Source organism: Halorubrum rubrum (genome assembly GCF_024494685.1).
GTDB lineage: Archaea > Halobacteriota > Halobacteria > Halobacteriales > Haloferacaceae > Halorubrum > Halorubrum rubrum.
On the sequence record NZ_JANHDM010000010.1, the window covers coordinates 17,620 to 39,383 of the forward strand.

Genomic DNA, 21,764 nt, shown 5'->3' on the forward strand with positions numbered 1-21,764 from the left:
ATGCCGACCTGCCAGAACTGCGGTTCGTTCGTCACGACCGATTACGTCCGGGTGTTCACGCCGAACGACGTGGACCGCCCCCGCGTCTGTCCGGGCTGTGAGGACCTGGTCCGTGACGGTGCCGACGTGCGAGAAGCGCGCGCGACCCGAAGCAACTGACTCCTCCGACCGACGCCGCCGATCGACCCTCCGCCGACGACCCCCGCCGTTCGCCCGGACCCGCCCTCCGCCCCGTGCCCGTCCTCGGCGGTCCCGTCCCCGACCCTGCCGGTCCCCGCGTCCGTCCGCGACGGCTCCGTCCCGATCCCGGCGGTCCCGCGTTCGTGCCCGTCGAGGGCGTAGGCGGCCCGAACGCCCCGTCATCGAGCCACGGCGTTTAAGGAGAGTCGCGATCAGTAGTCGGTAATGAACGACCCCACCGTAACGCGACTGTTCGGCGGCCCCGGCAGCGGGAAGACCACGGCCCTCCTCGATCGGGTCGAGGAGATCCTCGAGGACGACGCGGCCGACGTCCGCGACGTGCTCGTCGTCTCCTACACCCGTGCGGCCGCGGCGGAGATCCGCGAGCGGCTGGCGGAGCGCCTCGACGTCTCCCCGCGGACCCTCCAGGGGAACGTCTGTACGATGCACGCGAAGGCCTACGAGCTGCTCGACCTCTCGCGGGGTGACGTGGTCGGCGACGACGACAAGGAGGCGTTCTGCGAGGAGTACGGCATCGAGTTCGAGGACCAACACGGCGGGGCCGGCCGCCGGACCGCGCGCTCGACGACCATCGGTAACAAGATCATCGCCACCTCCCAGTGGCTCCAGCGCACCGAACGCGACGTGGCCGACTGGTACGACGTGCCCTTCCAGTGGAACGTCGAGGAGGTGCGTCTCCCGCCCGAGGAGGACCCCAACGCCCAGCAGGGGAACAAGTACACGCCGACGTGGCCCTCCGCCGACGACCGGATCGACATTCCCGAGACGATCCGCGCGTGGCGGGCGTACAAGGGCGAACACGGGCTCGTCGGCTTCGCCGACATGCTCGAGCGCGTGGCCCAGCGCTCGCTCGTGCCGAGCGTCGACTACCTGGTCATCGACGAGTTCCAGGACATCACGACGCTCCAGTACGGCGTCTTCGAGGAGTGGAAACCCCACATGAAGAAGGTGCTGATCGCCGGCGACGACGACCAAGTCGTCTACGCGTGGCAGGGCGCGGACCCCGACCTCCTCTTGGAGACCGACGTCGACGAGGACGTGATCCTCCCGAACTCCTACCGGCTCCCCTCGGAGATCCTCAACGTCGTCAACGCGGAGATCCGCCACATCGACAAGCGCCAGGAGAAGGACCTCCACCCCCGCAAGGAGGGCGGCACCGTCGAGGCGATCGAGTCGCCGTCGATGCTCGAGCTCGTCCGGAACGTCCGCTACACCGTCGAGGACGACGAGGGCAGCGTGATGTGTCTGTTCCGCGCGCGCTACCAGATGTTCGATTTCATCGACGAGTTCATCGATCACGGGATCCCCTTCACGATGCTGACGGACGGGCGGATGTGGACCGACCGCGTCCAGGACTACGTCTCCGCGATCGAGAAGCTCGACGACGACGAGCCGATCACGCTGCTCGAGGCTCGCCGGCTGGCGGACATGCTCCAGGAGTCGGCGTTCGGCACGCACGACCGCGAGGAGTTCTACGACTTCATCGACGACCGCGAGGAGGCCGCCGACGCCGAGGACATCTCGCTCATCGAGGTGCCGACCGACGAGGTCCGCGACCGGATCCCGTTCATGCCCGACGCGGCGAGCGCCGACGACATGGTCCGAAAGGTGACGAGCTTCCAGCGGAAGTCGATGGGCGCGTACTTCGGCGGCGACTACGCGGGGATGGACCCGACTCGCGTCCGCGTCGGCACCATCCACTCCGCGAAGGGCCGCGAGGCCGACCACGTGTTCGTCGCGACCGACCTGACGGAGAAGGTGGTCGAGCAGATGGCCGCCTCCATCGACGACCCCACCGACGTCGACGGCGTCGAGGAGTTCACGAAGACCACGAGCCCCGTGCCGGTGCTCACGGACAACGAGCGGCGGGTGTTCTACGTCGGGATGTCCCGCGCCCGCGAGCGGCTCGTGGTCATGGAGAGCCTCATCGGCGGCGCGCCGACGCTCCCGATCAGCGTGCTGTTGTTCAACGAGCTCCGCGACGAGCCGCCACAGGAGCTCATCGAGGAGGTCCAAGACGAGGTGGCGGTCCCGGAACCCGAGCCGTGAGCGGCGGGGACGCGGACGCCGAGCTCCGGCCGCCCCGGACCGACCTCTCCCCCGTCGTCGAGGCGGTCGAGACGGCGGGTGCGGCCGGGTTCGTCGCGGTCGGCGACGGCCGCGACGACGACCTGCGATACCTGGCGCGCGCGTCCGGGCCGGACCGGACGTACGGCGTCGTGGTGACTCCCGGATCCGCGTCGTCGTCGCCGCGAGCCGTCCTCCTCGCGCCCGCGGAGGCCGCGGGCCGGGTCGAACGGGCGTTCGTCGATGCCGCCCGGATCGATTCGGCGGGCGACGGATCGGCCCGGACCGAGTCGATCCGGACCGAGTCGATCCGGACCGAGCCGGCTCGGGACGACCCCGCCGCCTTCCACGACGGGGTCGTCCGCGCGGTTCGGACCGGACGCGCCGGCGACCCGGTCGGCGTCCGCGCCGCGGCGGTCCTCGACGGGAACGGTCGGGGCGACGACGAACGCGGCGACGACGGAGTCGACGACCGCCCCGTCCTCGTCCCGCGCGCGATCCCCCACGACGCGGCCGTCTACCTCGAGCGGGCGGGCTACGACCCCGCGTCGACGCCGGTCGTGAGCGACGCGCGGGCGGTCAAGGACCCGGCCGAGGTGGAGCGGATCCGGCGGGTACAGCGCGCCGCCGCGGCCGGAATGGCGCGCGCGGAGACGGTCCTCGCACGGACCGAGCCGGCCGAGGGGTCGTCGCGGGCGGGCCACGCCGATGCCGACTCGGAGGCGCGGCCGGTTCTGCGCTGGAAGGGCGGCCCGCTCACGACCGAGCGGCTCCGGCGGGCCGTGAACGCGACGCTCGCCGAACGGGGCGTAAGCGACGCGGGACACACCGCCGTCGCCGCGGGGAGGGCCGCCGCGGATCGGGACGGGGGAAGCGGGTCGACCGCCGATCCCGGCCGCGACGCCGCGATCCGGGCGGGCGAGACGGTCGTCGTCGACCTCTCACCGCGCGGGCCGGACGGGTACCACGGCGCGCTCGCGCGGACGTTCGTCGTCGACGGCGACGGCGGCTGGGCGCGCCGGGCGTACGTCGCGGTCGAGGCGGCCCGCGAGGCCGCGCTCGCGGAGGTGGAGCCGGGAGCCCCCGCGGCGACCGTCCACGGGGAGGCCGCCGCCGAACTGGCCGCGTACGGCTTCGACCCGAACGCGTCACCGGGCGAGGCCGGGTACACCCACGACACGGGCCGCGGGATCGGGCTGTCCCGGCGGGAGCCGCCGGCGCTGCCGGGCGGGGAGACGCTCCGTCCCGGACACGTGCTCGCGGTCGAACCCGGCGTGTACGACCCCGCGATCGGTGGCGTCCGCCTCGGCGATCCCCTCGTGGTCCGCGAGGAGGGGTACGAACTCCTCGCGCCGTACCCGTTCGGAACGACCCCCGCCGAGCGGGAGGAGTTCGCCGCGAACCGGTAGCGATCGGCCGATGGCTACGATGGTCGTTTGAGTCATCGGGGGTGACTTTTAACTCCCGTTCGATCGTCGAGACACATGCCGACGCAGCCCTCCACGGCCGACGAGGCCGGATCGATCGGACGAATCGCGAGAAAATTGTTCCCCGCGGCGGGCACGGTCCTGGTGGCCGCGCTCGCGGTCGTCGGGGTCGCGCTGGCCGGAAGCGCGCTCGTCGGGACGGCCGCCGCGGACGGCACGGCCGACCTCGACGCCTCGCTCGTCACGGTGGCCGAGGGCGACACCGCCGCGATCGGGGTCGAGACCGACGGCGTCGACGAGGTCGAGGTCGCGATCGGCGACGAGTCCGAGAGCGGATACGCGCTCCGCGCGACCGTGACGCCCGACGACGACGGGACCACGAGGCTCGTCCTCGACCACGCGGAGACGGGCGGGGGCGGAACGCCCCTGACCGCCGAGGGCGACGCCTCGGTCTCGATCGACGGCGAGACCGACCTCGACGAGCCGATCGCGCCCGGCTCCTACGACGTGTCGGTGACCGCCGAGGGCGACGAGCCCGCTGACGTCGGGAGCCTGATCGTCGAGCCCGCGTCGACGGAGGACGGGTCCGGAGACGGGAACGGCGGCGCGTCCGACGACGAGTCGGACGGGTCGGACGAGGCGGCCAACTCGACCGTCACCGAGTCGGACGTCGAGGCGGCCGACGTGGTCGTCGAGCCGGCCGAGACGGACGTGACCGTGCCGGTCGACCTCGCGGACGGCGAGACCGTGACGCTCCGGATGCGGTCGGCCGGGGGCGCCAGCCCCGCCTACATCAAGACCGAGGAGGCGACGGTCGAGGACGGGGAGGCCACCGTGAGATTCGATCTCGGCGAGGCGAGCCACGGCGACCGCGCGACGCTGACGGTCACCGGCAACGACGCGCTCGACGGCGAGAGCGAGCAGGACGTCCTCGTCGTCGACGAGTCGATCGGCGTCGAGGAGGACGACGGGAGCGGCGCGGGTGACGGGTCCGGAAGCGACGACGGAAGCGAGAGCGCCGACGACGGCTCCGGCGGCGGGTTCGACACCAGCGTTCCGGGCTTCGGGCTCGTCGCGGCCGCGCTCGCGCTCCTCGGGACCGCGCTCGTCTCGCGCCGGCGCGAGTGAGCGTCGGAGCGCGTCGACGCTAGCGAAGCGCGCCGACGAAAGCGGAGCGGTCGACGAACGTGAACGGGACGCGTCGACCGGGGCGGGTTCGCCGAACCGGTCACTTCTCGGCGACGTCGCCGTCGGCTCCCGACTCCGCGTCGTCGCCGCGGAGCCGTCGCGGGAGGAGCCCGCGGAGGAGTCCCCGGAGGATCCGACCGGGGTCGAGGAAGTACTGCGGCAGCGCGACCATCGCGACGGCGACGACGAGCAGCCCGGCACCGAGGGCGGTCTCGCCGGCGAGGAGACGGACGAGCGCGTAGTTCGCGAGCGGCAGCGCGAACACGAGCGACGCCGCCAGCCCGATCATGTCGAACAGCCCGAGGCTCATGTGGCCCCCTATCCTCTCGCCCCGGATAAACGGCTCTGTTGACATGCTCCGTCGGAACGCGCGTTCCGCGGATCCGCCGGATCGATCGCTCACGCGACGGCATCAAAAGTACCATACCGTCTCCCGACCCGGTGTACGGTATCGGGTGACCCCAGTGACGAAGAAACGCGAATACCGCGACGACTACCAGGACAAGACCCTGTACATCCCCGGCCCGACGGAGGTCCGCGAGGACGTCATCGAGGCGATGGCCCAGCCGATGTTCGGCCACCGCATGGACCGGATGACGGACCTCTACACCACCATCGTCGAGGACACGAAGGCGTTCCTCGGCACCGACAACGAGGTCGTGATCTTGACCGCCTCCGGCACCGAGTTCTGGGAGGCGTCGACGCTCAACCTCGTCGACGAGAACATCCTCGTGCCGACCTGCGGGAGCTTCAGCGAGCGCCACGCCAACGTCGCAGAGCGGCTCGGCAAGGACGTCGACCGGCTGGAGTACGAGTGGGGCGAGGCGATCAAGCCCGAGGACGTCCGCGAGCACCTCGAGTCCTCGGGGAAGGAGTATGACGTGGTCGCGACCGTGATGAACGAGTCCTCGACCGGCGTCCGCAATCCGATCGAGGAGATCGGCGACGTGGTCGCGGAGTACCCGGACACCTACTTCGTCGTCGACGCGGTCTCCGCGCTCGGCGGCGACCACGTCGACATCGACGAACACGGCATCGACGTCATCTTCGCGTCGACCCAGAAGGCGTTCGCGATGCCGCCGGGGCTCGCGGTCTGTGTCGTCAGCGACGACGCCTACGAGCGCGAGGTCGAGAAGGGCGACTCCTCGTGGTACGGCGGCTTCCGCCGCACCATCGACTACTACGAACGGAAGGGCCAGACCCACTCGACGCCCGCCATCCCCGTCATGCTGGCCTACCACAGGCAGATGAAACACATGCTCGAGGAGGGCCACGAGGCGCGCAGCGAGCGCCACCGCGAGATGATGGAGTACGTCCACGAGTGGGCGAACGAGCACTTCGCGATGTTCCCCGAGGCGGGGTACGAGTCACAGACCGTCGCCTGTATCGAGAACACGCGGGGGATCGACGTGGCCGGGACCATCGAGGCGGTGAGCGAGGAGTACGACATGGTCTTCTCGAACGGGTACGGCTCGCGGCTCGGCGAGGAGACGTTCCGCATCGGCCACATGGGCGAACACACCGTCGAGAGCGTGAGAGAACTCACCGACGCCATCGAGGACGTCGCGGGGCTGTAGCGGTCGTTCTCCGGGGGGTGCGGGTCGGGGCGGGGTCGACCGACCCCGCGACAAGATACTTGAGTCGTCCCGCGGTTCCTCCGGCCATGGACCGCGATTCCCTCCGCGCGGCGCTCGATCGCTGGACCGACGCGGGCGTGATAGACGAAGAGACTGCGGCGCGGATCCGGGAGTTCGAGCGGACGGACGATGCCTCCGAGGCCGTCGACGACAGCGCCGCGTCGGCCGACGGCGACGACGGGCTCCTCGCGGAGAACCGGGTCGTCGTCGCGCTGGCGCTGATGGGCGGCGTCCTCGTCGCGGTCGGCGTCGGCGCGTACCTCTACGAGCGCTGGGCGTCGATCCCGGTCGTCGCGCGGGTCGCGATCCTCGTCGGCGTGCCCGTCCTCGCCGCCGCCGGCGGGGCGCGCCTCCGGGAGGACTCCCCCCGGACCGCCCACGGGCTGTGGCTGCTCGCGGCGCTCTTCGCCGGCGTGACCCTCTTTCGACTCGCCGAGTTGACGCCGGGGCTCGAGGTCGCGACCCTACAGGCCTGGCTCTTGGCGGCGTGGACCGGCGTCGCGGTCGCGATCGCGGCCGGACTCGACTCGCGACCGATCGGGGGCGCGGGGGCGATCCTCGGCGCGGCGACCGTCGCGTCGGCGACCGATCCGGCGGAGTTCGTGCTCCTGTTCGGGGCGTACGGCGGAGTCGTCTACGTCGTCGGACTCACTACCGATGAGAGCCCCGCGCTCCCGCGGTTCGCGGCGACGCTCCGCTGGCTCGGCGGCGCGTTCGCGGTCGCCGCGCTCGTCCCGATCGTCGCGGTCGGATCGCCGCCGGAGGGGCTCTCCGCCGGAACGGCCCTGCTCGTCGCGGCGAGCGTCGTCGCCGCCGTGGTCGCGCTCGGCCGCGCCGGCGACGACCGGCTCGCGCGATACGCGAGCGTCCCCGCGGTCGCGGCCCCCGTCGCGACCGCGGGCGCGTGGACCCTCGCCGGACGCGTCGGCGACTTCGCGGGGTCGCTGGTCGCGCTCGGCTGCCTGCTCGGCGTCGTGTTGGCGCTCGTCGTCGGGGCGGTGGGGCTCCGGGAGGCCGCCCCGGCGAACGTGGCGGCGCTCGGGTTCGTCCTCGGCGTGCTCGCCTTCCTCGCCGGCCCGGTCGGGGACGCGGTCTCCGGCTCGCTGGCGCTCGTCGTCGCGGGAGCGGTCCTGCTCGCCGCGGGGCTCGGCGCGGAGCGCGGCCGTCGGGCGGTGCTCGCGCGGATCGGGTAGCGGGGGACGCGGGGCGAACCGCGAGCGGGAGGGGAGAGACGAATCGCGGGCGAGGCGGGAGACCGGGATCAGACCGCCCCGGCGAGGGCGTCGATCCCGGTCTCCCACAGCGAGCGGCCGAGAACGACGCTCGCGACGAAGTCGAGCGCGAAGAAGCCGAACACCGCCGCGCCCGCGAAGTGCGCCTTGCGGAGGTCGAACCGGTGGGCAAAGCGGTGGAAGAAGTACGCGTTCACGAGGCTCACGGGGATGATCGCGAGCATCTCGCCGGTCCAGATCGCGGTCGGGTACGCGCCGTACTGGGTGGCGAGCGAGATGGTGACGAGCTGGGTCTTGTCGCCGAACTCCCCGAACGCCATCATCGCGAATATCGGGAGGAAGCCCCCGAACCGGTTCGGCACCCGCCAGCCCAACAGGGGAACCCGAACGTCGAGTTCGCCCCCGTCGGTCATCGAGCCGGTGGTCATCTCCGGGTCCGCGTCGTCGGGGTCGGGGGCGCTCCGGACGAGCAGGTACGCGAAGAAGACGAACAGCACCGCCGTCAGCGCGTCCAGATAGATCCCCGGCAGCGCCGCGGTGATCGCCTGACCGAACCGGATCTCGAGGGCCGTCCAGCCGGCGAACGACGCCGCGGCCGCGCTCACGACGACGGCCGGACGGTACCGCGTCGAGAGCCCGGCGATGAGTAGCTGAACCTTCTCGCCGGGGAGGACCGCGAGCTGCGCGCCGGCGGCGATGAACAGGACGGTCAGCCACGTTGTCTCGGTCATCGAGGATCGACTCGTGGACGCGCCGCCGGTGAACGACGCGTCGACGGCGAACGTTTAGAGACGGCTAAACCAAGTGTTTTGCGCATACGGAAAACCGTCACAACCAGAGCAGCTGGGCGTGTCGCGTGCCGTCGAACTCCATGACCGCGCTCTCGTCGACGAGTCCGGCCTCGACCGCGACGCCGACCGCCTCCCGACCGACCAGGTTCCCGACCTGCGCGCGGTGGAGCGCGGAGACGACCGTCTCGGGGTCGGCCTCGACGGCGTCGTCACCGCCGTAGAACTCCTCGCTCACCGAGAGGCTTGCGCGGCCGTTGTCGTAGGTCTCGCCGAGACAGTCGACGTCACAGACCGAGACGAGCGTCCCCTCGGGCGTCTCCCGCTCGCGAAGCAGCATCTAGAAGCCCTCTGGACCCTCTCCCTGGAGCTCGCGCTCCGGTTCGCCCGCGCCGGGATCCCCGCCGCGGCCGCCCCGATCGCCCGGACCGGGCCGGCCGCCGCCCGTTCCGCCCTGACCGGCCTGCTCTTCGACCATCCGCTCTTCGGCCTCCCGGCGGATCTCCTCGGCGCGGTCGGCGACCTCGTCGGCCTGCTCGTGTTCGCCCGCCTCCTCCAGCGCGCGGGCCTTCTCCTCTAACACGCCCGCGTCACGGTAGCCGAGGCGGATCGCGTTGTCGAAGCAGTTGACTGCGTCCTCGGCGAGGCCGCGCTCGACGAGAAGGAACCCGCGGTTGTACCACGCCTGCGCGAACCGCGGGTCGATCTCGACGGCGCGCTCGGCGTGTTCGAGCGCCTGCTCGCTTCGGCCGGACTCCCAGAGCGCGTACGCGAGGTTCGTCTCGGCGCTCGCGGCGTGCTCGGAGTCGTCGTCGATGCGCAACGCCTCCTGGTACGCGCCGATCGCCTCGTCGTACTCCTCGAGCTCCGCGTGGGCCGCTCCCTTGTTCACCCACGCCTCCTGAGCCTCCAGCGAGTCTTCGTCCGCGAACCGGGCCGCGCGCTCGAACGTCTCCGTCGCCTCCTCGAAGCGGTTGATCCCCATGTAGGAGAGCCCGACGTCGATCAACCGCTCGACGTCGACTGCGTCGCTCTCGACGTTGCGTCGGTCGAGCACGTCGGTGAGAACCCGCGAGTCGACCGGGTCGACGGTGGTCGGGTCGGCGTCCAACTCCTCGGGGTCGAGGGTGAACTCCTCGTAGTCGGCGTCGACGCCCTGGCCCGCGGAGAACTCGTGGCGGTCCGCGTCGCGCTCGTCGGTCATATACCCGGATCTGTCGGTCACGGCGGGTAAGCGTTACGTCGACGGCCGAGCCCGGAGTGTGTTCCACGATACCATGAACCAGAGTTAAATTCGCGTTACGTTCACCCGGAACTTTATGTACCTTACTCGTGAGACGTTACCCGGTAATGTCTACCAACAAGCTCTCCACGGCCATCACCCCGCGACGACAGGTCGCGGCCGTCGTGTTGGCCGCCGCGTTGCTCGGCGTCGTGGTCGCGCCGAACGTGTACGCGGCGACCAACGAGACGACGGACACGGTGGCCGTCGTCGAAGTCGAAGGCCCCGTCAACTCGGCCCTCGCGGACGACGTCGAAAGCGAACTCGCAGCGATCCGCGGCAACGACTCCGTCGGTGCCGTCGTATTAAAGATCGACACGCCCGGCGGTGCGCCGGTCGCGTCCGAACGCATGTACAAGGCGGTCCAGCGCACGAGCCAGCAGATGCCGGTGATCGCGAGCGTCCAGTCGATGAGCGCCTCCGGCGGCTACTACGCGATGGCCCCGGCCGACGACATCTACGTGTTGCCGACCTCGCAGGTCGGCAGCATCGGACTGAACGCCCCCGCCCCCCAGACGAGCTCGCCCGTCTCGGGCCCGAGCGGCCCCGACAAGGCCGGCGGAAACGAGATCCAGGGATGGGCCGAACAGCAGACCCTCGCCGACACCTTCGTCAACGCGATGATGGCCGAGCGCGGCGACGAGTTCCAGATGCCGCGCGAACAGGTCGCACAGGCCGATGTCTACCTCGGCACCGAGGCCGTCCAGAACGGCTTCGCCGACGAGATCGGCTCGCTCAACGAGGCGATCCACGAGGCCGCGACCCGCGCGGATCTCGGCGACTACCGGGTCGACACGCGCGAGACCGGCTTCGACACCGGCCTCCCGATCCTGCTCCGCACCGACTCGCAGGTCGTCGCGGTGTACGCGAACGACCCCGGCTACGCCGACGTCGAGCCGATGCCCTCCACGTACATCCACCTCGAAGCCGTCCCGCACGTCGACACGGTGGAGCGGTTCACGCGGAGCGACCTCGGCGTCGACGAGGGAACCGATCGAAACACCAGCGCGATCGGCCCCGCCGCGGACGACACCGCGGCCTCCCTGAACGGGGGTGTCTCCGCGTGAGCCGAGCCGTCACCCTCGCGGTCGCGTTCCTCGTGACGTTCGCGACGATCGCCGGCGGCTCGGCGCTCGCCGGCTACGTCACCGCCGACGGCGCGGCTCCCGCGCCGGAGATCGAGAACGATCACTTCCAGTCGACGGACGTGATCAAAGACGACGACCCTGGCGAGGCGAACGTGGCGATGGACAGCGACGCGGAACCGCAGACGATCGTCATCGATCCCGGCGTCCAGGCGGCCGGCGGCGGCGTCGCGACCAACCCGCTGTCGCTCATCGGGCTGGCCGGCGGCGGCGTCGCCGACCGCGACATCCGGCCGCTGGCGAACGCCCTCATCGAGAACGGCCACGACGTCCGGGTGTACACGCCCGAGGCGGGCGCGTCGCAGATGCCGAACCGGCCGGGAGCGTCCGGTCCCACCCCGCTCGGCGAGGACCTCGCCGAGGCGGACGCGTTCGTCACCTTCCGAAGCGACTACGAGGAGGAGGAACTCGAGGACATCGAAACGTTCGTCGAGGCGGACGGTCGGATGGTGCTCGCGACCGAACCGGACGCCGAGTTCGACCAGCCGGGGCCGACGTCGCTCGACGCCACGCTCGGGACCACCACCGAGCCCGGCTACGTGTACAACATGGTCGAGAACGACCTGAACTACCAGCGGGTGTACGCGGAGCCGACCGGCGACTCCGCGCTGACCGCGGGGGTCGACCGCGCGATGTTCTCGACGGTAACGCCCGTCGGGACGGCGGCCGATGGCGGCGACGAGTTCCGTCCGATCGACGGCAGCGAGCTGTCGACGACGCGGGCGGCGACCGACGCGCCGCTTCTCGTCCGCGACGGCGGCGTCGTCGCGGTCGGCGACGCCGACTTCCTCTCGCCGGAGAACGCTCAGCGCGCCGACAACGACGTGCTGATCGGGAACCTGGCGGACTTCCTCGTGGAGAACGATCGGGACCCGGAGACGCAGCCGCCCGAGACCCCGCCCGAGGAGCCGACCCAGCCCACGGAGCCGACTCAGCCGCCGACCGAGCCGACGGAACCGACGCAACCGCCGACGAACGAGACGAGCGCGACGGCCTGAGGCTGTCGCCGTCCCGGCTCGCCGTCGAACCGCGTCCGACGCCGATTTTTCCGACCCGTCCGACCGACTCCCGGTAGTCGCCGACGCGTCGGTCGCGCGGCCGTCGACCTCCGCGGTCGATCGCCGGAAGGTATGACCCTCCGGCGACCGGATCGCGCACGTATCCATGCCATCGTCGTCGACCTCGTCCGTCCGGGCGTTCGTCGCCGTCGAACTGCCCGACGACCTCGCGGAGCCGATCGCCGACCTCCAGTCGGCGTTCGCGGAGGCGGCGGGGGTCCGGCCGGTCGATCCGAGCCAAGCGCACCTCACGCTGACGTTCCTCGGCGACGTCGCCGCCGCCGACCTCGAGGCGGTGCGCGCCGCCGGCGAGCGCGCGGTCGACCGCGCCGGCGTCGGCCCGTTCGACTGCGCGGTCGAGGGGCTCGGCGTCTTCCCCTCGCTCGAGTACGTCTCCGTCGTCTGGGCGGGGATCGGGGAGGGGACGGAGGCGCTGACCCGCCTCCACGGGGCGCTGGAGGCGGAGACGACCGCGCTCGGGTTCGACCCGGAGGGACACGAGTTCACGCCGCACGTCACCCTCGCGCGGATGGACGACGGCCGGGGGAAAGCGCGGGTCCGGGAGGTCGTCCGCGAGCGCGACCCCGAGTTCGGGAGGTTCACGGTCGAGTCGGTGGCCCTGATCGAGTCGACGCTGACGGAGGACGGGCCGATCTACGAGCCGATCGCGACGTTCGATCTCGAGCCCGAGTGACCCCGCGTCGACCCGCGGCGGCCCGCTTCCATCTGTCGGCTCACTCTGTCGCGGACCCGGCGTCGACGCCCTCGCCGGGAGCCGCGACCGGGTGTTCGACGCGGACCCGCGTCACGCGCGTCGGGGTCGCGTCGGTGACGACGAGGGCGACCTCGCCGACCGCGACGCGGTCGCCCTCCTCGGGGAGTCGGCCGACCCGCTCCGTGATCAGCCCGGCGACCGTCTCGAACTCGCCGTCGGTCGGCAGCGAGAGCCCGAGCGCGTCGTTGAGGTACGCCACGGTGGTCCAGCCGCGCGCGACCGCAACGCCCGGCTCGAGGACGTCGACGTGGTCGGTCTCGCCGCGCCCGATCAGCTCGCCCACCACTTCCTCGAGGACGTCCTCGAGGGTCGCGAGCCCGACGACCGCGCCGAACTCGTCGACGACCACGACCATCCGCGCGCCGGTCTCGCGCATCTCCGCGAACAGCTCGTCGACCGGCTTCGTCTCGGGGACGAACGTCGGCTCCGCGAGGACGCTCGCGAGCCCCTCTCTCGCCTCGTCTGCGCGGATCGCGTCGCGGACGTCGACGATCCCCACCACGTCGTCACGGTTCTCGCCGTAGACGGGCAACCGCGTGACGTGCGCCGCCGTGGCCATCGAGACGACCTCGGAGGGCGTCGCCGTGTCGGGGACGGCGACCATGTCGGTTCGGGGGACCATCACGGCGGTGACGCGGGTCGCGCCCAGATCCAGAACGCCGCGGATCATCGCGCTCTCGTCGGGGTCGAGCGCGCCGGTCTCCTCGCCCGAGAGCACGAGCGTCTGGATCTCCTCGCGGCTCAGGTACGACTCGATGGCCGTGTCGCCGCCGACGACGCGGGTGACGAGTCCGCTCGCGGCCTCGAAGACGTAGAGGATCGGCCGGAGGAGCCGCTGGAGGGCGACGACCGGGCGGGCGACCCGGAGCGCGTGTCGCTCGGCGTTCGCGACCGCGTACGATTTCGGCGCGATCTCGCCGAAGACGATGACGAAAAAGGAGGTGAAGACGGTGGATCCGGTCGCGGCCTGTCCGGCCGGAAGGTACTGGACGAGCACCGCGGTCGCGACGGAGGCGGCCGCGATGTTCGCGACGTTGTTGCTCACGAGCGCGGTGACGAGGAAGCGGTGCGGGTTCTCCCGGAGCGACGCGAGCGCCGCGCTTCCGGGGATCCCGTCGGCGACGAGCGCGTCGACCCGGTGTTTCGCGACCGAGAACACGGCGAGTTCCGAACTCGAGAAGAAGGCGCTGATCCCGGTCAGTGCGAGGATCGCGGCGGCCCCGAGAAACGAGAGCGTGAGGTCCATACGTCCACATGCGCGTCGACCCGAAAGGGTGTATCGGCGACGGCCGGTGTGACCACGAGGCATCGCCGCCCCCGACGACGCGGCCGGCGGTTCGCGGCGGTACGCACGGACGAGGTGTTTCCACCCGAAACGGAGGGGTTGTGTGTCCACGATCGCGGATCGAAAGTGACACGCCGGGGAGAGTTCGGGAGCGGAAAAACGGCGCGATGAAGAAAGCGTTAACACCGCGCCGAGGGTCGGTACGGACATGAAGGTACTCGTCACGGACCCGATCGCCGACCCTGGCCTCGAGCGGCTCCGGGAGGCCGGCCACGAGGTGGAGACCGACTACGACGTCGAGGGCGAGGCGCTCTTGGACGCCGTGAGCGACGCGAACGCGCTCATCGTTCGCTCGGGGACGGACGTCTCCCGCGAGGTGTTCGAGGCGGCCTCCGAGCTCGTCATCGTCGGCCGCGCCGGCATCGGCGTGGACAACATCGACATCGACGCCGCGACCGACCACGGCGTCGTCGTCGCCAACGCCCCGGAGGGGAACGTCCGGGCCGCCGCCGAGCACACGGTCGCGATGACGTTCGCGGTCGCGCGCTCGATCCCGCAGGCGCACGGTCGACTGAAGGACGGCGAGTGGGCGAAAGGCGAGTTCCTCGGCACGGAGCTCAACAACAAGACGCTCGGCATCGTCGGGCTCGGTCGCGTCGGCCAGGAGGTCGCGAAGCGGCTCGACTCGCTGGGGATGGAGCTCGTCGTCTACGACCCGTACATCTCCGAGGAGCGCGCGGCGCAGTTCGGCGCGGACCTCGTCGACGACCTCCACGAGACGCTCGCGCGCGCAGACGTGGCGACGGTCCACACCCCGCTCCTCCCCGAGACCGAGGGCATGATCGGCGAGGACGAGCTCGCCCAGCTCGAGGGCGGCTACCTGATCAACTGCGCCCGCGGCGGCATCGTCGACGAGGACGCGCTCGCCGAGGCGGTCGACGACGGCGTCGTCGCGGGGGCCGCGCTCGACTCCTTCGCCGAGGAGCCGCTGCCCGACGACTCGCCGCTTCTCGACGTGGAGGACGTCGTCGTCACGCCGCACCTCGGCGCGTCGACGGAGGCCGCCCAGGAGAACGTCGCCGTCGACACCGCCGAGGCCGTGATAGCGGCGTTCAACGGCGAACCGGTGCTCACCGCGCTCAACGCGCCCTCGGTCGACGAGACCGCGTTCCCGCGGATCGAGCCGTACATCGCCGTCGCGGAGACCGCCGGCAAGGTCGCCGCCCAGCTGCTCGACGGCCGGATCACGGGCGTCGAGGTGACTTACGAGGGCGACATCGCCGCCGAGGACGTCGAGCTCGTCACGGCGTCGGCGCTGAAGGGCGTCTTCGAGCCGCTCGAGTGGCAGGTGAACGCGGTCAACGCCCCGCGACTCGCCGAGGAGCGCGGCATCGAGGTGACCGAGTCGAAGACCCGCCAGACCGAGGACTTCCAGAGCATCGTTCGGGTGTCCGTCCACAACGGCGACGACTCCATCGCCGTGGAGGGGACCCTGTTCGCGGGCGAGGACCCGCGGATCGTCCGCATCGACGGCTTCCGCGTCGACGCCGTCCCGTACGGCCACATGCTCGTCGCGCGCAACACCGACGAGCCGGGCGTCATCGGCCTCATCGGGACCGTCCTCGGCGACCACGAGGTCAACATCGCGGGGATGTTCAACGGCCGCGAGACGCAGGGCGGACAGGCGCTGACGGTGTACAACCTCGATCACCCGATCCCGGAGGAGGCGAGAGAGACCCTGCTCGCCGACGACCGGATCGTCGAGGTGACCGAGATCACCCTCGACGGATCCGAGGAGCGGAAGGCGGAGTAGCCGGCGGTCGGCGGAAGGCGGAGTGGCCGGCGGTCGACCGAGACGCGCCCCGCGACCGCGCGGTCGATCCCCGTATCCGTTCGATCCCCGTAGCGATCCGTGGTATCAACGCGCATGCGGGCAGTTCTCACGGCGCGTCGCGAAAACTTTAGACGCGGGAGCGGCGTACCCAGTTCCAATGAGTCGCGGCCCCGAACTGATAATCACGGAGAAGGACAACGCCGCCAGACGGATCGCCGAGATCCTGAGCGGCGGCTCCGCGACGGCGGAGCGAAAGAACGACGTCAACGTGTACAAGTGGGGCGGCAAGCGATGTATCGGGCTCTCGGGCCACGTCGTCGGCGTCGACTTCCCGCCGGAGTACAGCGACTGGCGCGACGTCGAGCCCGTCGAGCTGATCGACGCGCCGGTCCACAAGACGCCGACCCAGGAGGGGATCGTGAGCGCGCTCCGGACGCTCGCGCGAAACGCCTCCCGCGTGACGATCGCCACCGACTACGACCGCGAGGGCGAGCTGATCGGCAAGGAGGCGTACGAGCTGGTTCGCGAGGTGAACGAGGACGCCCCGATCGACCGGGTGCGGTTCTCCTCGATCACCGAACGCGAGGTGAAAGACGCCTTCGCGGACCCCGACGACCTCGACTTCGACCTCGCGGCCGCCGGCGAGGCCCGCCAGGTGATCGACCTCACGTGGGGGGCGGCGCTCACCCGCTTTCTCTCCCTGTCCGCCCGCCAACTGGGCAACGACTTCATCTCGGTCGGGCGGGTCCAGGGACCGACGCTCAAGCTGATCGTCGACCGCGAGCGGGAGATCCGCGCGTTCGACCCGGAGGAGTACTGGGAGCTGTTCGGCGACCTCTCGAAGGCGGGCGGCGACCCCTTCGAGGCGCAGTACTTCTTCCGGAACGACGCGGGCAACGAGGCCGAGCGGGTCTGGAACGAGTCGGTCGCCGACACGCTGACCGAGGCGCTCGCGGCCGCGGAGGACGCCGTCGTCGACGACGTGCGCCGCCGCACGCGGACCGACGAGCCGCCGACCCCGTTCAACACGACCGCGTACATCCGCGCGGCGGGGTCGCTCGGCTACTCCGCCCAGCGCGCGATGTCGATCGCCGAGGAGCTGTACACCGCCGGCTACGTCACCTACCCGCGGACAGACAACACGGTGTACCCCGAGGACCTCGACCCTCGAGAGCTGCTCGAGGCGCTCGAGGCGTCCGCGACCTTCGGCGAGGACGCCGCCTCCCTGCTCGAACGCGAGGACGGAGAGATCGAGCCCACCGAGGGCGACGAGGAGACCACCGACCACCCGCCGATCCACCCGACCGGCGACCTGCCGGGCGCGTCGGACCTCGACGACGACGAGCGCGAGGTGTACGAGCTCATCGTCCGCCGCTTCCTGGCCACCTGCGCGCCGGCCGCCGAGTGGGAACGGTTGCGCGTCGTCGCGCTCGCGAACGGCGAGGCGACCGCGATCGCGAGCGGGGCCGACCCGGTCGCCGCGCTCCGGGATCCCGAGGACGCCGAGGGCACCCCCGAACTCGCCGCCGACGGCGGGCTCCGCCTGAAGGCGAACGGGAAGCGCCTGCTCGAGGCCGGCTACCACGAGGTGTACCCCTACCGCTCCAGCGACGAGCGGATCGTCCCGGACGTCGAGGTCGGCGAGACGCTCGCGCTCTCGGGCCGGCGGACGGAGGCCAAGGAGACCCAGCCCCCCCGCCGGTACGGCCAGTCGCGGCTGATAGAGGAGATGGAGAAACGCGGCGTGGGGACGAAGGCGACCAGACACCGCACCCTCGAGAAGCTGTACGACCGCGGCTACGTCGAGAGCGACCCGCCGCGGCCGACCCGGCTCGCCGAATCCGTCGTCGAGGCCGCGGAGGGGTTCGCCGAACACGTCGTGAGCGAGGAGATGACCGCCCAGCTCGAGCGCGACATGCAGGCGATCGCCGCGGGCGAGAAGGGGTACGACGAGGTGACCGCCGCCTCCCGCGAGCTGCTCGAACGCGTCTTCGAGGACCTCACCGAGTCGCGCGAGGCGATCGGCGACCAGCTCCAGGAGTCGCTGAAGGCGGACAAGACGCTCGGTCCGTGTCCGGAGTGCGGCTCCGACCTCCTCGTCCGGCAGTCACGGGCGGGCTCGTACTTCGTCGGCTGTGACGGCTATCCCGACTGCGAGTACACCCTCCCGCTTCCCTCCACCGGAAAGCCGCTCATCCTCGAGGAGACCTGTGCGGACCACGACCTCCACCACGTGAAGATGCTCGCCGGCCGGAAGACGTTCGTCCACGGCTGTCCGCGGTGTAAGGCCGACGAGGCCGACGAGGCCGAGGACGAAGTGATCGGGGCGTGTCCGGACTGCGGTCGGGAACACGGGGGAGAGTTGGCCATCAAGCGGCTCCGCTCGGGCTCCCGACTGGTCGGCTGTACGCGCTACCCCGACTGCGACTACTCGCTGCCGCTGCCCCGCCGCGGCGAGATCGAGGTGACCGACGAGCGGTGTGAGGAGCACGACCTCCCGCACCTCCGGGTCCACTCGGGCGACGAGCCGTGGGAGCTCGGCTGTCCGATCTGTAACTACCGGGAGTTCCGTGCGCGCGAGGAGGGCTCCGAGCTCCAGACCGTCGAGGGTATCGGCGAGAAGACCGCCGAGAAGCTCGAGGACGCGGGAATAGAGGGGATCGGCGAGCTCAAATCGGCCGATCCGGACGATCTCGCCGGCGACGTCGACGGCGTGGGGGCGGACACCGTCCGCGACTGGCAGGCGAAGGCGGACTGAGGGCGCGAAGGACGGAACGGGCGGAGCCGCCGGCTCTCCCGTCGACGGCACCGCTCGGGAGAACACGCAATCATATACGTTCGGGCGTACTCCCGTCGGTATTCATGGCTCGCGAGGACGACGTCGCGCTCGCCCGGTCGCTCGTCGGGGCGATCCCGGAGGCGGCGCTCGCGTGTGACCCCGAGAGCCTCGCGATACGCGCCGTCAACGACGCGGCGACGATGCTCCTCTCGCGGGAGCCGTCGGCGCTGACGCTGTCGGGGCTGTCGGACCTCGCCGTGTCGGGCGCGACGATCGCGGGCGAACCGGTCGCGGACGCGTTCTCGGGACTCGCCGCCGGCGAGGGGTCGGTCGCCGCGGAGGTCGACGTCGCGGTCGACGGCGACACGCGGCGGATCCGCCTCCGCGCACACGCGACGGCGCTCGCGGGACGGGAGTGGCTGATCGCGGTCGCGACCGACGTGACGGCGCGGGTCCGCGCCGAGCGGGGGAACCGCTCGCGCGCTCGAACCCTCGACGCCGTCGCGTCGACGCTCCCGATGGCGCTGTTTCGGTGTGACACGCAGGGGACGATCGATCGATGGAACGAACGAGCGAGCGCGGACGTCGGCTACGACGCGGGCGACCTCGGCGGTCGCGAGTTCGCCGACCTGTTCGACGACGACGGGTCGGCCGTCTCGGACGGCCTGACGCGGGTCTATCGGGACGGGACCGTCGTCGAGCGCGAGGCGACGCTCCTGACGCGCTCCGGCGAGGAGGTTCCCTATCGGCTGACGATGGGACCGGTAACCGACGACGGGGAGGTCGTCGGGGCCGTCGTACTCGGCGAGGACCGCACGGACGAGTCGGTCCGCGAGGAGCGGCTCGCGGTGTTGACCCGCGTGCTCAGACACAACTTCCGGAACGACCTCAACGTCGTGACCGGCTTCTCCGAGCAGGCTCGAAACGCGGTCGACGACCCCGAGGTGACTGCACAGCTCGATCGCGTGGTCGAGACGGCCGGGCGGCTGCTCCGTCTCGGCGAGAGCGCCCGGAAGGTCGAGCGGCTGCTCGCCGAGCAGCCGAAACCGGAGCCGCTCCCGCTGTCGCGAGTCGTGTCGGCCGCGCTCGAGTCGCTTCCCGTAGCGTTCCGCGAGTCGGCCGAGATCGACGTCGACGTTCCCCCCGGAATCACCGTCACCGGCGTCGATCGGCTTCCGGACGCGCTCGGCGAGCTCCTCGACAACGCGATCCGCCACGGCGACGCCGACCGGCCGAGCGTGCGCGTCTCGGCGGCGGAGCTCCCGAGCGAGTCGTGGGTCTCGCTCGTCGTCGCCGACGACGGGCCCGGAATCCCGCCGGCCGAACGCGCCGTGCTCACCGGCGAGGAGACGCAGCTGAAACACACGAGCGGCCTCGGGCTGTGGTACGTCCACTGGGTCGTCACCGCGGGCGGCGGCCGTCTCGACATCACCGAGAGCACGGGCGGCGGGAGCCGGATCGAGCTCGGCCTCCGGGTGCCCGACGGGGAGTGAGCGGAGCGCGGCCCGCTCCCCGGCTCACTCTCGGTATCCGATCTCGTCGCCGACCTCGACCCCGTCCGCCGCCCCCGCGGGCAGCTCGACGACGGTGTCGGCCTCGCCGCGGGCGAGCCCGACGAGCGGCGCGAGCCGCTTCACCCTCGTGACCTCCCCGTCGACGATCCAGACGGCGTCTATCGCGAACGGAACGAAGAGCATGTGGAGCCACCGAGTATCGACCTCCTCGAAGGGGAACACGAGCGCGTAGTCGTCGGGGATCGACCGGCGGAACATCAGCCCGCGCGCCTGCGCGAGCCGCGAGCGCGCCACGTCGACGTCGCGCGCGAGCGTCCGCAGCTCGCGGGTCGCGGGCGAACCTCGGTCGGGTCGGTGAACGAGTCGCACGTCGGGCACGTCGGCGGCAGTGAATAAATAGCCCGGTGGGTCGAACGGGGCGGCGGCCGGACGGAGCGACTACGCCGACTCGATCAGAAGCGGGTCCCCGTCGGGAACCGCCATGTCGTAGAGTGCGTCGTTCTCGTAGACGGCGGCGCGCTCCCGCCGGCTGAGGACGTACCCGTCGCGCTCGGCTTCGACCTCGCGTTTCACCTCGCCGTGCGGGTCGAGGATCTCGGCGACGACCTCGCCGGCCTCGACGAACTGACCCTCCGTCGCCCGATAGCGGACGATGCCCGCGACGTCGGCGTGCGGGCCGTCGAACCGCCGGAGCTGGCCGTCGTGATCGAACGCGAGCTCGGGGTGCCGGTCGGCGGCCTCCTCGACCATCTCGAGCGCGTGGAGGACGTTCCACGTGCCGTCGACGGCGGCCGCGGCGACGTCGCGCTCGACGACGAGCCGACCGCCGAGCTCCGGGGTGAACGCGGGGATCCCGTCGGCGACGGCCGCCCCGGTGAGCGAGTGCTGAAGGTCGCGGGTCGCGGTCTCGCCCGGCGGATACTGGTTGACGACGGGCAGCCCGAAGGCATCGGTGAGCTCGACGAGCCGGTCGCGGAGCACCGCCGCGTCCGACACGCTCCGGTCTTCACCGTAGGGAACCCGCGGCCGGATCGTGTACGGATGCGTCGCCACCCACGACGTATGTAACGAGAGGATCGCGTCGGCGGTCTCTCGCATGTCCCCGTAGATCCGCTCGCAGACGACCTGTTGGACGCGGGGCGGGGCCTCCGCGTCGGCGTCCTCGCGGCCGAAGTAGCGGTTCGGGTCGTCCCCGTGGTAGTAGGCGGTTCGCGAGTTGGTCCGGAACCCCGCGGGGTTCATGATCGGCAGACAGACCACCGCGCCCGCGAGGTCGGCGACGTCGACCCGGTCGGCGACGGCGTGGGTCACCGCCATCCCGGTGGGCTCGTCGCCGTGGATCGTTCCCGTCACCCACACGACCGGGCCGGGGTCGGCCCCGTTGAGGACCGTCACCGGGAGCTCCTCGGAACCGCCGGTCGGCAGCCCCGTGACGGCCCGGTGGCCAGTCGCCCGTTCGCCGGGAGCGGCCTCGGCCGTGCCGACCTTCATCGGTTCCCTCCGCGGTATCGCCGTGTGCCGTCTCGAGAGGTCATCACGTCGGAGGAAGCGG

The 21,764-nt window shown here is 71.4% G+C and carries 19 protein-coding genes; 12 read left to right on the forward strand and 7 right to left on the reverse strand.

The features are described 5' to 3' along the window. From NO889_RS11535 to NO889_RS11550, 4 genes are all read left to right on the forward strand, one after another. A complete protein-coding gene (locus NO889_RS11535) occupies positions 1-159 on the forward strand; it encodes a DUF7563 family protein (protein ID WP_188127902.1) in 159 nt (52 codons plus the stop codon). A 246-nt stretch (positions 160-405) separates the two neighbouring features. Next, the gene (locus NO889_RS11540) at positions 406-2,250 is read left to right on the forward strand and encodes a UvrD-helicase domain-containing protein (protein ID WP_256412399.1); all 1,845 of its coding nucleotides are present in this window, start codon (positions 406-408) and stop codon (positions 2,248-2,250) included. Next, positions 2,247-3,677: a M24 family metallopeptidase gene (locus tag NO889_RS11545; protein WP_256412400.1), complete on the forward strand. Its 1,431-nt coding sequence runs from the start codon at positions 2,247-2,249 to the stop codon at positions 3,675-3,677. The genes NO889_RS11540 and NO889_RS11545 overlap by 4 nt, the downstream gene beginning before the upstream one ends. 75 nt (positions 3,678-3,752) lie before the next feature. Next, positions 3,753-4,823, forward strand: a complete 1,071-nt coding sequence (locus NO889_RS11550) for a BGTF surface domain-containing protein (protein WP_256412401.1) — start codon at positions 3,753-3,755, stop codon at positions 4,821-4,823. 100 nt (positions 4,824-4,923) lie between these two features. On the opposite strand, the gene NO889_RS11555 is transcribed toward NO889_RS11550, so the two are convergent. Next, positions 4,924-5,193, reverse strand: a complete 270-nt coding sequence (locus NO889_RS11555) for a DUF7533 family protein (RefSeq protein ID WP_256412402.1) — start codon at positions 5,191-5,193, stop codon at positions 4,924-4,926. 154 nt (positions 5,194-5,347) lie between these two features. On the opposite strand from NO889_RS11555, the gene NO889_RS11560 reads away from it, so the two are divergent. Next, positions 5,348-6,460, forward strand: coding sequence for a pyridoxal-phosphate-dependent aminotransferase family protein (locus tag NO889_RS11560; RefSeq protein WP_256412403.1), 1,113 nt, complete (start codon positions 5,348-5,350; stop codon positions 6,458-6,460). Positions 6,461-6,546: 86 nt separating this feature from the next. Next, positions 6,547-7,713 (forward strand): DUF2157 domain-containing protein, encoded by a 1,167-nt coding sequence (locus tag NO889_RS11565; RefSeq protein WP_256412404.1) that lies wholly within the window; start codon positions 6,547-6,549, stop codon positions 7,711-7,713. A gap of 68 nt (positions 7,714-7,781) precedes the next feature. Here NO889_RS11565 and NO889_RS11570 read toward each other — a convergent pair whose 3' ends face one another. From NO889_RS11570 to NO889_RS11580, 3 genes are all read right to left on the reverse strand, one after another. Further along, complete coding sequence (locus tag NO889_RS11570; protein ID WP_256412405.1) at positions 7,782-8,483, reverse strand: TMEM165/GDT1 family protein; 702 nt, start codon at positions 8,481-8,483, stop codon at positions 7,782-7,784. A gap of 97 nt (positions 8,484-8,580) precedes the next feature. Then, positions 8,581-8,880, reverse strand: coding sequence for a DUF424 domain-containing protein (locus NO889_RS11575; protein WP_256412406.1), 300 nt, complete (start codon positions 8,878-8,880; stop codon positions 8,581-8,583). Beyond that, positions 8,881-9,744 (reverse strand): tetratricopeptide repeat protein, encoded by an 864-nt coding sequence (locus NO889_RS11580; RefSeq protein WP_256412407.1) that lies wholly within the window; start codon positions 9,742-9,744, stop codon positions 8,881-8,883. Between the two features lie 146 nt (positions 9,745-9,890). Between NO889_RS11580 and NO889_RS11585 the strand changes: the two genes are divergently transcribed. From NO889_RS11585 to thpR, 3 genes are all read left to right on the forward strand, one after another. Beyond that, positions 9,891-10,889, forward strand: a complete 999-nt coding sequence (locus NO889_RS11585; protein ID WP_256412408.1) for a S49 family peptidase — start codon at positions 9,891-9,893, stop codon at positions 10,887-10,889. Continuing rightward, the gene (locus tag NO889_RS11590) at positions 10,886-11,965 is read left to right on the forward strand and encodes a DUF4350 domain-containing protein (RefSeq protein ID WP_256412409.1); all 1,080 of its coding nucleotides are present in this window, start codon (positions 10,886-10,888) and stop codon (positions 11,963-11,965) included. Before NO889_RS11585 ends, NO889_RS11590 begins: the two co-directional genes overlap by 4 nt. Before the next feature lie 166 nt (positions 11,966-12,131). Beyond that, positions 12,132-12,719 (forward strand): RNA 2',3'-cyclic phosphodiesterase, encoded by a 588-nt coding sequence (gene thpR, locus NO889_RS11595; protein WP_256412410.1) that lies wholly within the window; start codon positions 12,132-12,134, stop codon positions 12,717-12,719. Between the two features lie 40 nt (positions 12,720-12,759). Here thpR and NO889_RS11600 read toward each other — a convergent pair whose 3' ends face one another. Then, positions 12,760-14,046, reverse strand: a complete 1,287-nt coding sequence (locus NO889_RS11600) for a hemolysin family protein (RefSeq protein ID WP_256412411.1) — start codon at positions 14,044-14,046, stop codon at positions 12,760-12,762. A gap of 247 nt (positions 14,047-14,293) precedes the next feature. Here NO889_RS11600 and serA point away from each other — a divergent pair, with 247 nt between their 5' ends. From serA to NO889_RS11615, 3 genes are all read left to right on the forward strand, one after another. Beyond that, positions 14,294-15,898 (forward strand): phosphoglycerate dehydrogenase, encoded by a 1,605-nt coding sequence (gene serA, locus NO889_RS11605; protein WP_256412412.1) that lies wholly within the window; start codon positions 14,294-14,296, stop codon positions 15,896-15,898. Between the two features lie 178 nt (positions 15,899-16,076). Further along, a complete protein-coding gene (locus NO889_RS11610; RefSeq protein WP_256412413.1) occupies positions 16,077-18,677 on the forward strand; it encodes a DNA topoisomerase I in 2,601 nt (866 codons plus the stop codon). A gap of 104 nt (positions 18,678-18,781) precedes the next feature. Further along, the gene (locus tag NO889_RS11615; RefSeq protein ID WP_256412414.1) at positions 18,782-20,191 is read left to right on the forward strand and encodes a PAS domain-containing protein; all 1,410 of its coding nucleotides are present in this window, start codon (positions 18,782-18,784) and stop codon (positions 20,189-20,191) included. Between the two features lie 24 nt (positions 20,192-20,215). On the opposite strand, the gene NO889_RS11620 is transcribed toward NO889_RS11615, so the two are convergent. Continuing rightward, complete coding sequence (locus NO889_RS11620; RefSeq protein WP_379787673.1) at positions 20,216-20,590, reverse strand: DUF192 domain-containing protein; 375 nt, start codon at positions 20,588-20,590, stop codon at positions 20,216-20,218. Between the two features lie 60 nt (positions 20,591-20,650). After that, positions 20,651-21,703: a succinylglutamate desuccinylase/aspartoacylase family protein gene (locus NO889_RS11625; protein WP_256412416.1), complete on the reverse strand. Its 1,053-nt coding sequence runs from the start codon at positions 21,701-21,703 to the stop codon at positions 20,651-20,653. Positions 21,704-21,764 lie beyond the last annotated feature (61 nt).

Coding starts and splice junctions, on each gene's coding strand:
- NO889_RS11535 (WP_188127902.1), top strand. CDS start 1: ATGCCGACCTGCCAGAACTGCGGTTCGTTCGTCACGACCGATTACGTC.
- NO889_RS11540 (WP_256412399.1), top strand. CDS start 406: ATGAACGACCCCACCGTAACGCGACTGTTCGGCGGCCCCGGCAGCGGG.
- NO889_RS11550 (WP_256412401.1), top strand. CDS start 3,753: ATGCCGACGCAGCCCTCCACGGCCGACGAGGCCGGATCGATCGGACGA.
- NO889_RS11555 (WP_256412402.1), bottom strand. CDS start 5,193: ATGAGCCTCGGGCTGTTCGACATGATCGGGCTGGCGGCGTCGCTCGTG.
- NO889_RS11565 (WP_256412404.1), top strand. CDS start 6,547: ATGGACCGCGATTCCCTCCGCGCGGCGCTCGATCGCTGGACCGACGCG.
- NO889_RS11570 (WP_256412405.1), bottom strand. CDS start 8,483: ATGACCGAGACAACGTGGCTGACCGTCCTGTTCATCGCCGCCGGCGCG.
- NO889_RS11575 (WP_256412406.1), bottom strand. CDS start 8,880: ATGCTGCTTCGCGAGCGGGAGACGCCCGAGGGGACGCTCGTCTCGGTC.
- NO889_RS11580 (WP_256412407.1), bottom strand. CDS start 9,744: ATGACCGACGAGCGCGACGCGGACCGCCACGAGTTCTCCGCGGGCCAG.
- NO889_RS11585 (WP_256412408.1), top strand. CDS start 9,891: ATGTCTACCAACAAGCTCTCCACGGCCATCACCCCGCGACGACAGGTC.
- thpR (WP_256412410.1), top strand. CDS start 12,132: ATGCCATCGTCGTCGACCTCGTCCGTCCGGGCGTTCGTCGCCGTCGAA.
- NO889_RS11600 (WP_256412411.1), bottom strand. CDS start 14,046: ATGGACCTCACGCTCTCGTTTCTCGGGGCCGCCGCGATCCTCGCACTG.
- serA (WP_256412412.1), top strand. CDS start 14,294: ATGAAGGTACTCGTCACGGACCCGATCGCCGACCCTGGCCTCGAGCGG.
- NO889_RS11610 (WP_256412413.1), top strand. CDS start 16,077: ATGAGTCGCGGCCCCGAACTGATAATCACGGAGAAGGACAACGCCGCC.
- NO889_RS11615 (WP_256412414.1), top strand. CDS start 18,782: ATGGCTCGCGAGGACGACGTCGCGCTCGCCCGGTCGCTCGTCGGGGCG.
- NO889_RS11625 (WP_256412416.1), bottom strand. CDS start 21,703: ATGAAGGTCGGCACGGCCGAGGCCGCTCCCGGCGAACGGGCGACTGGC.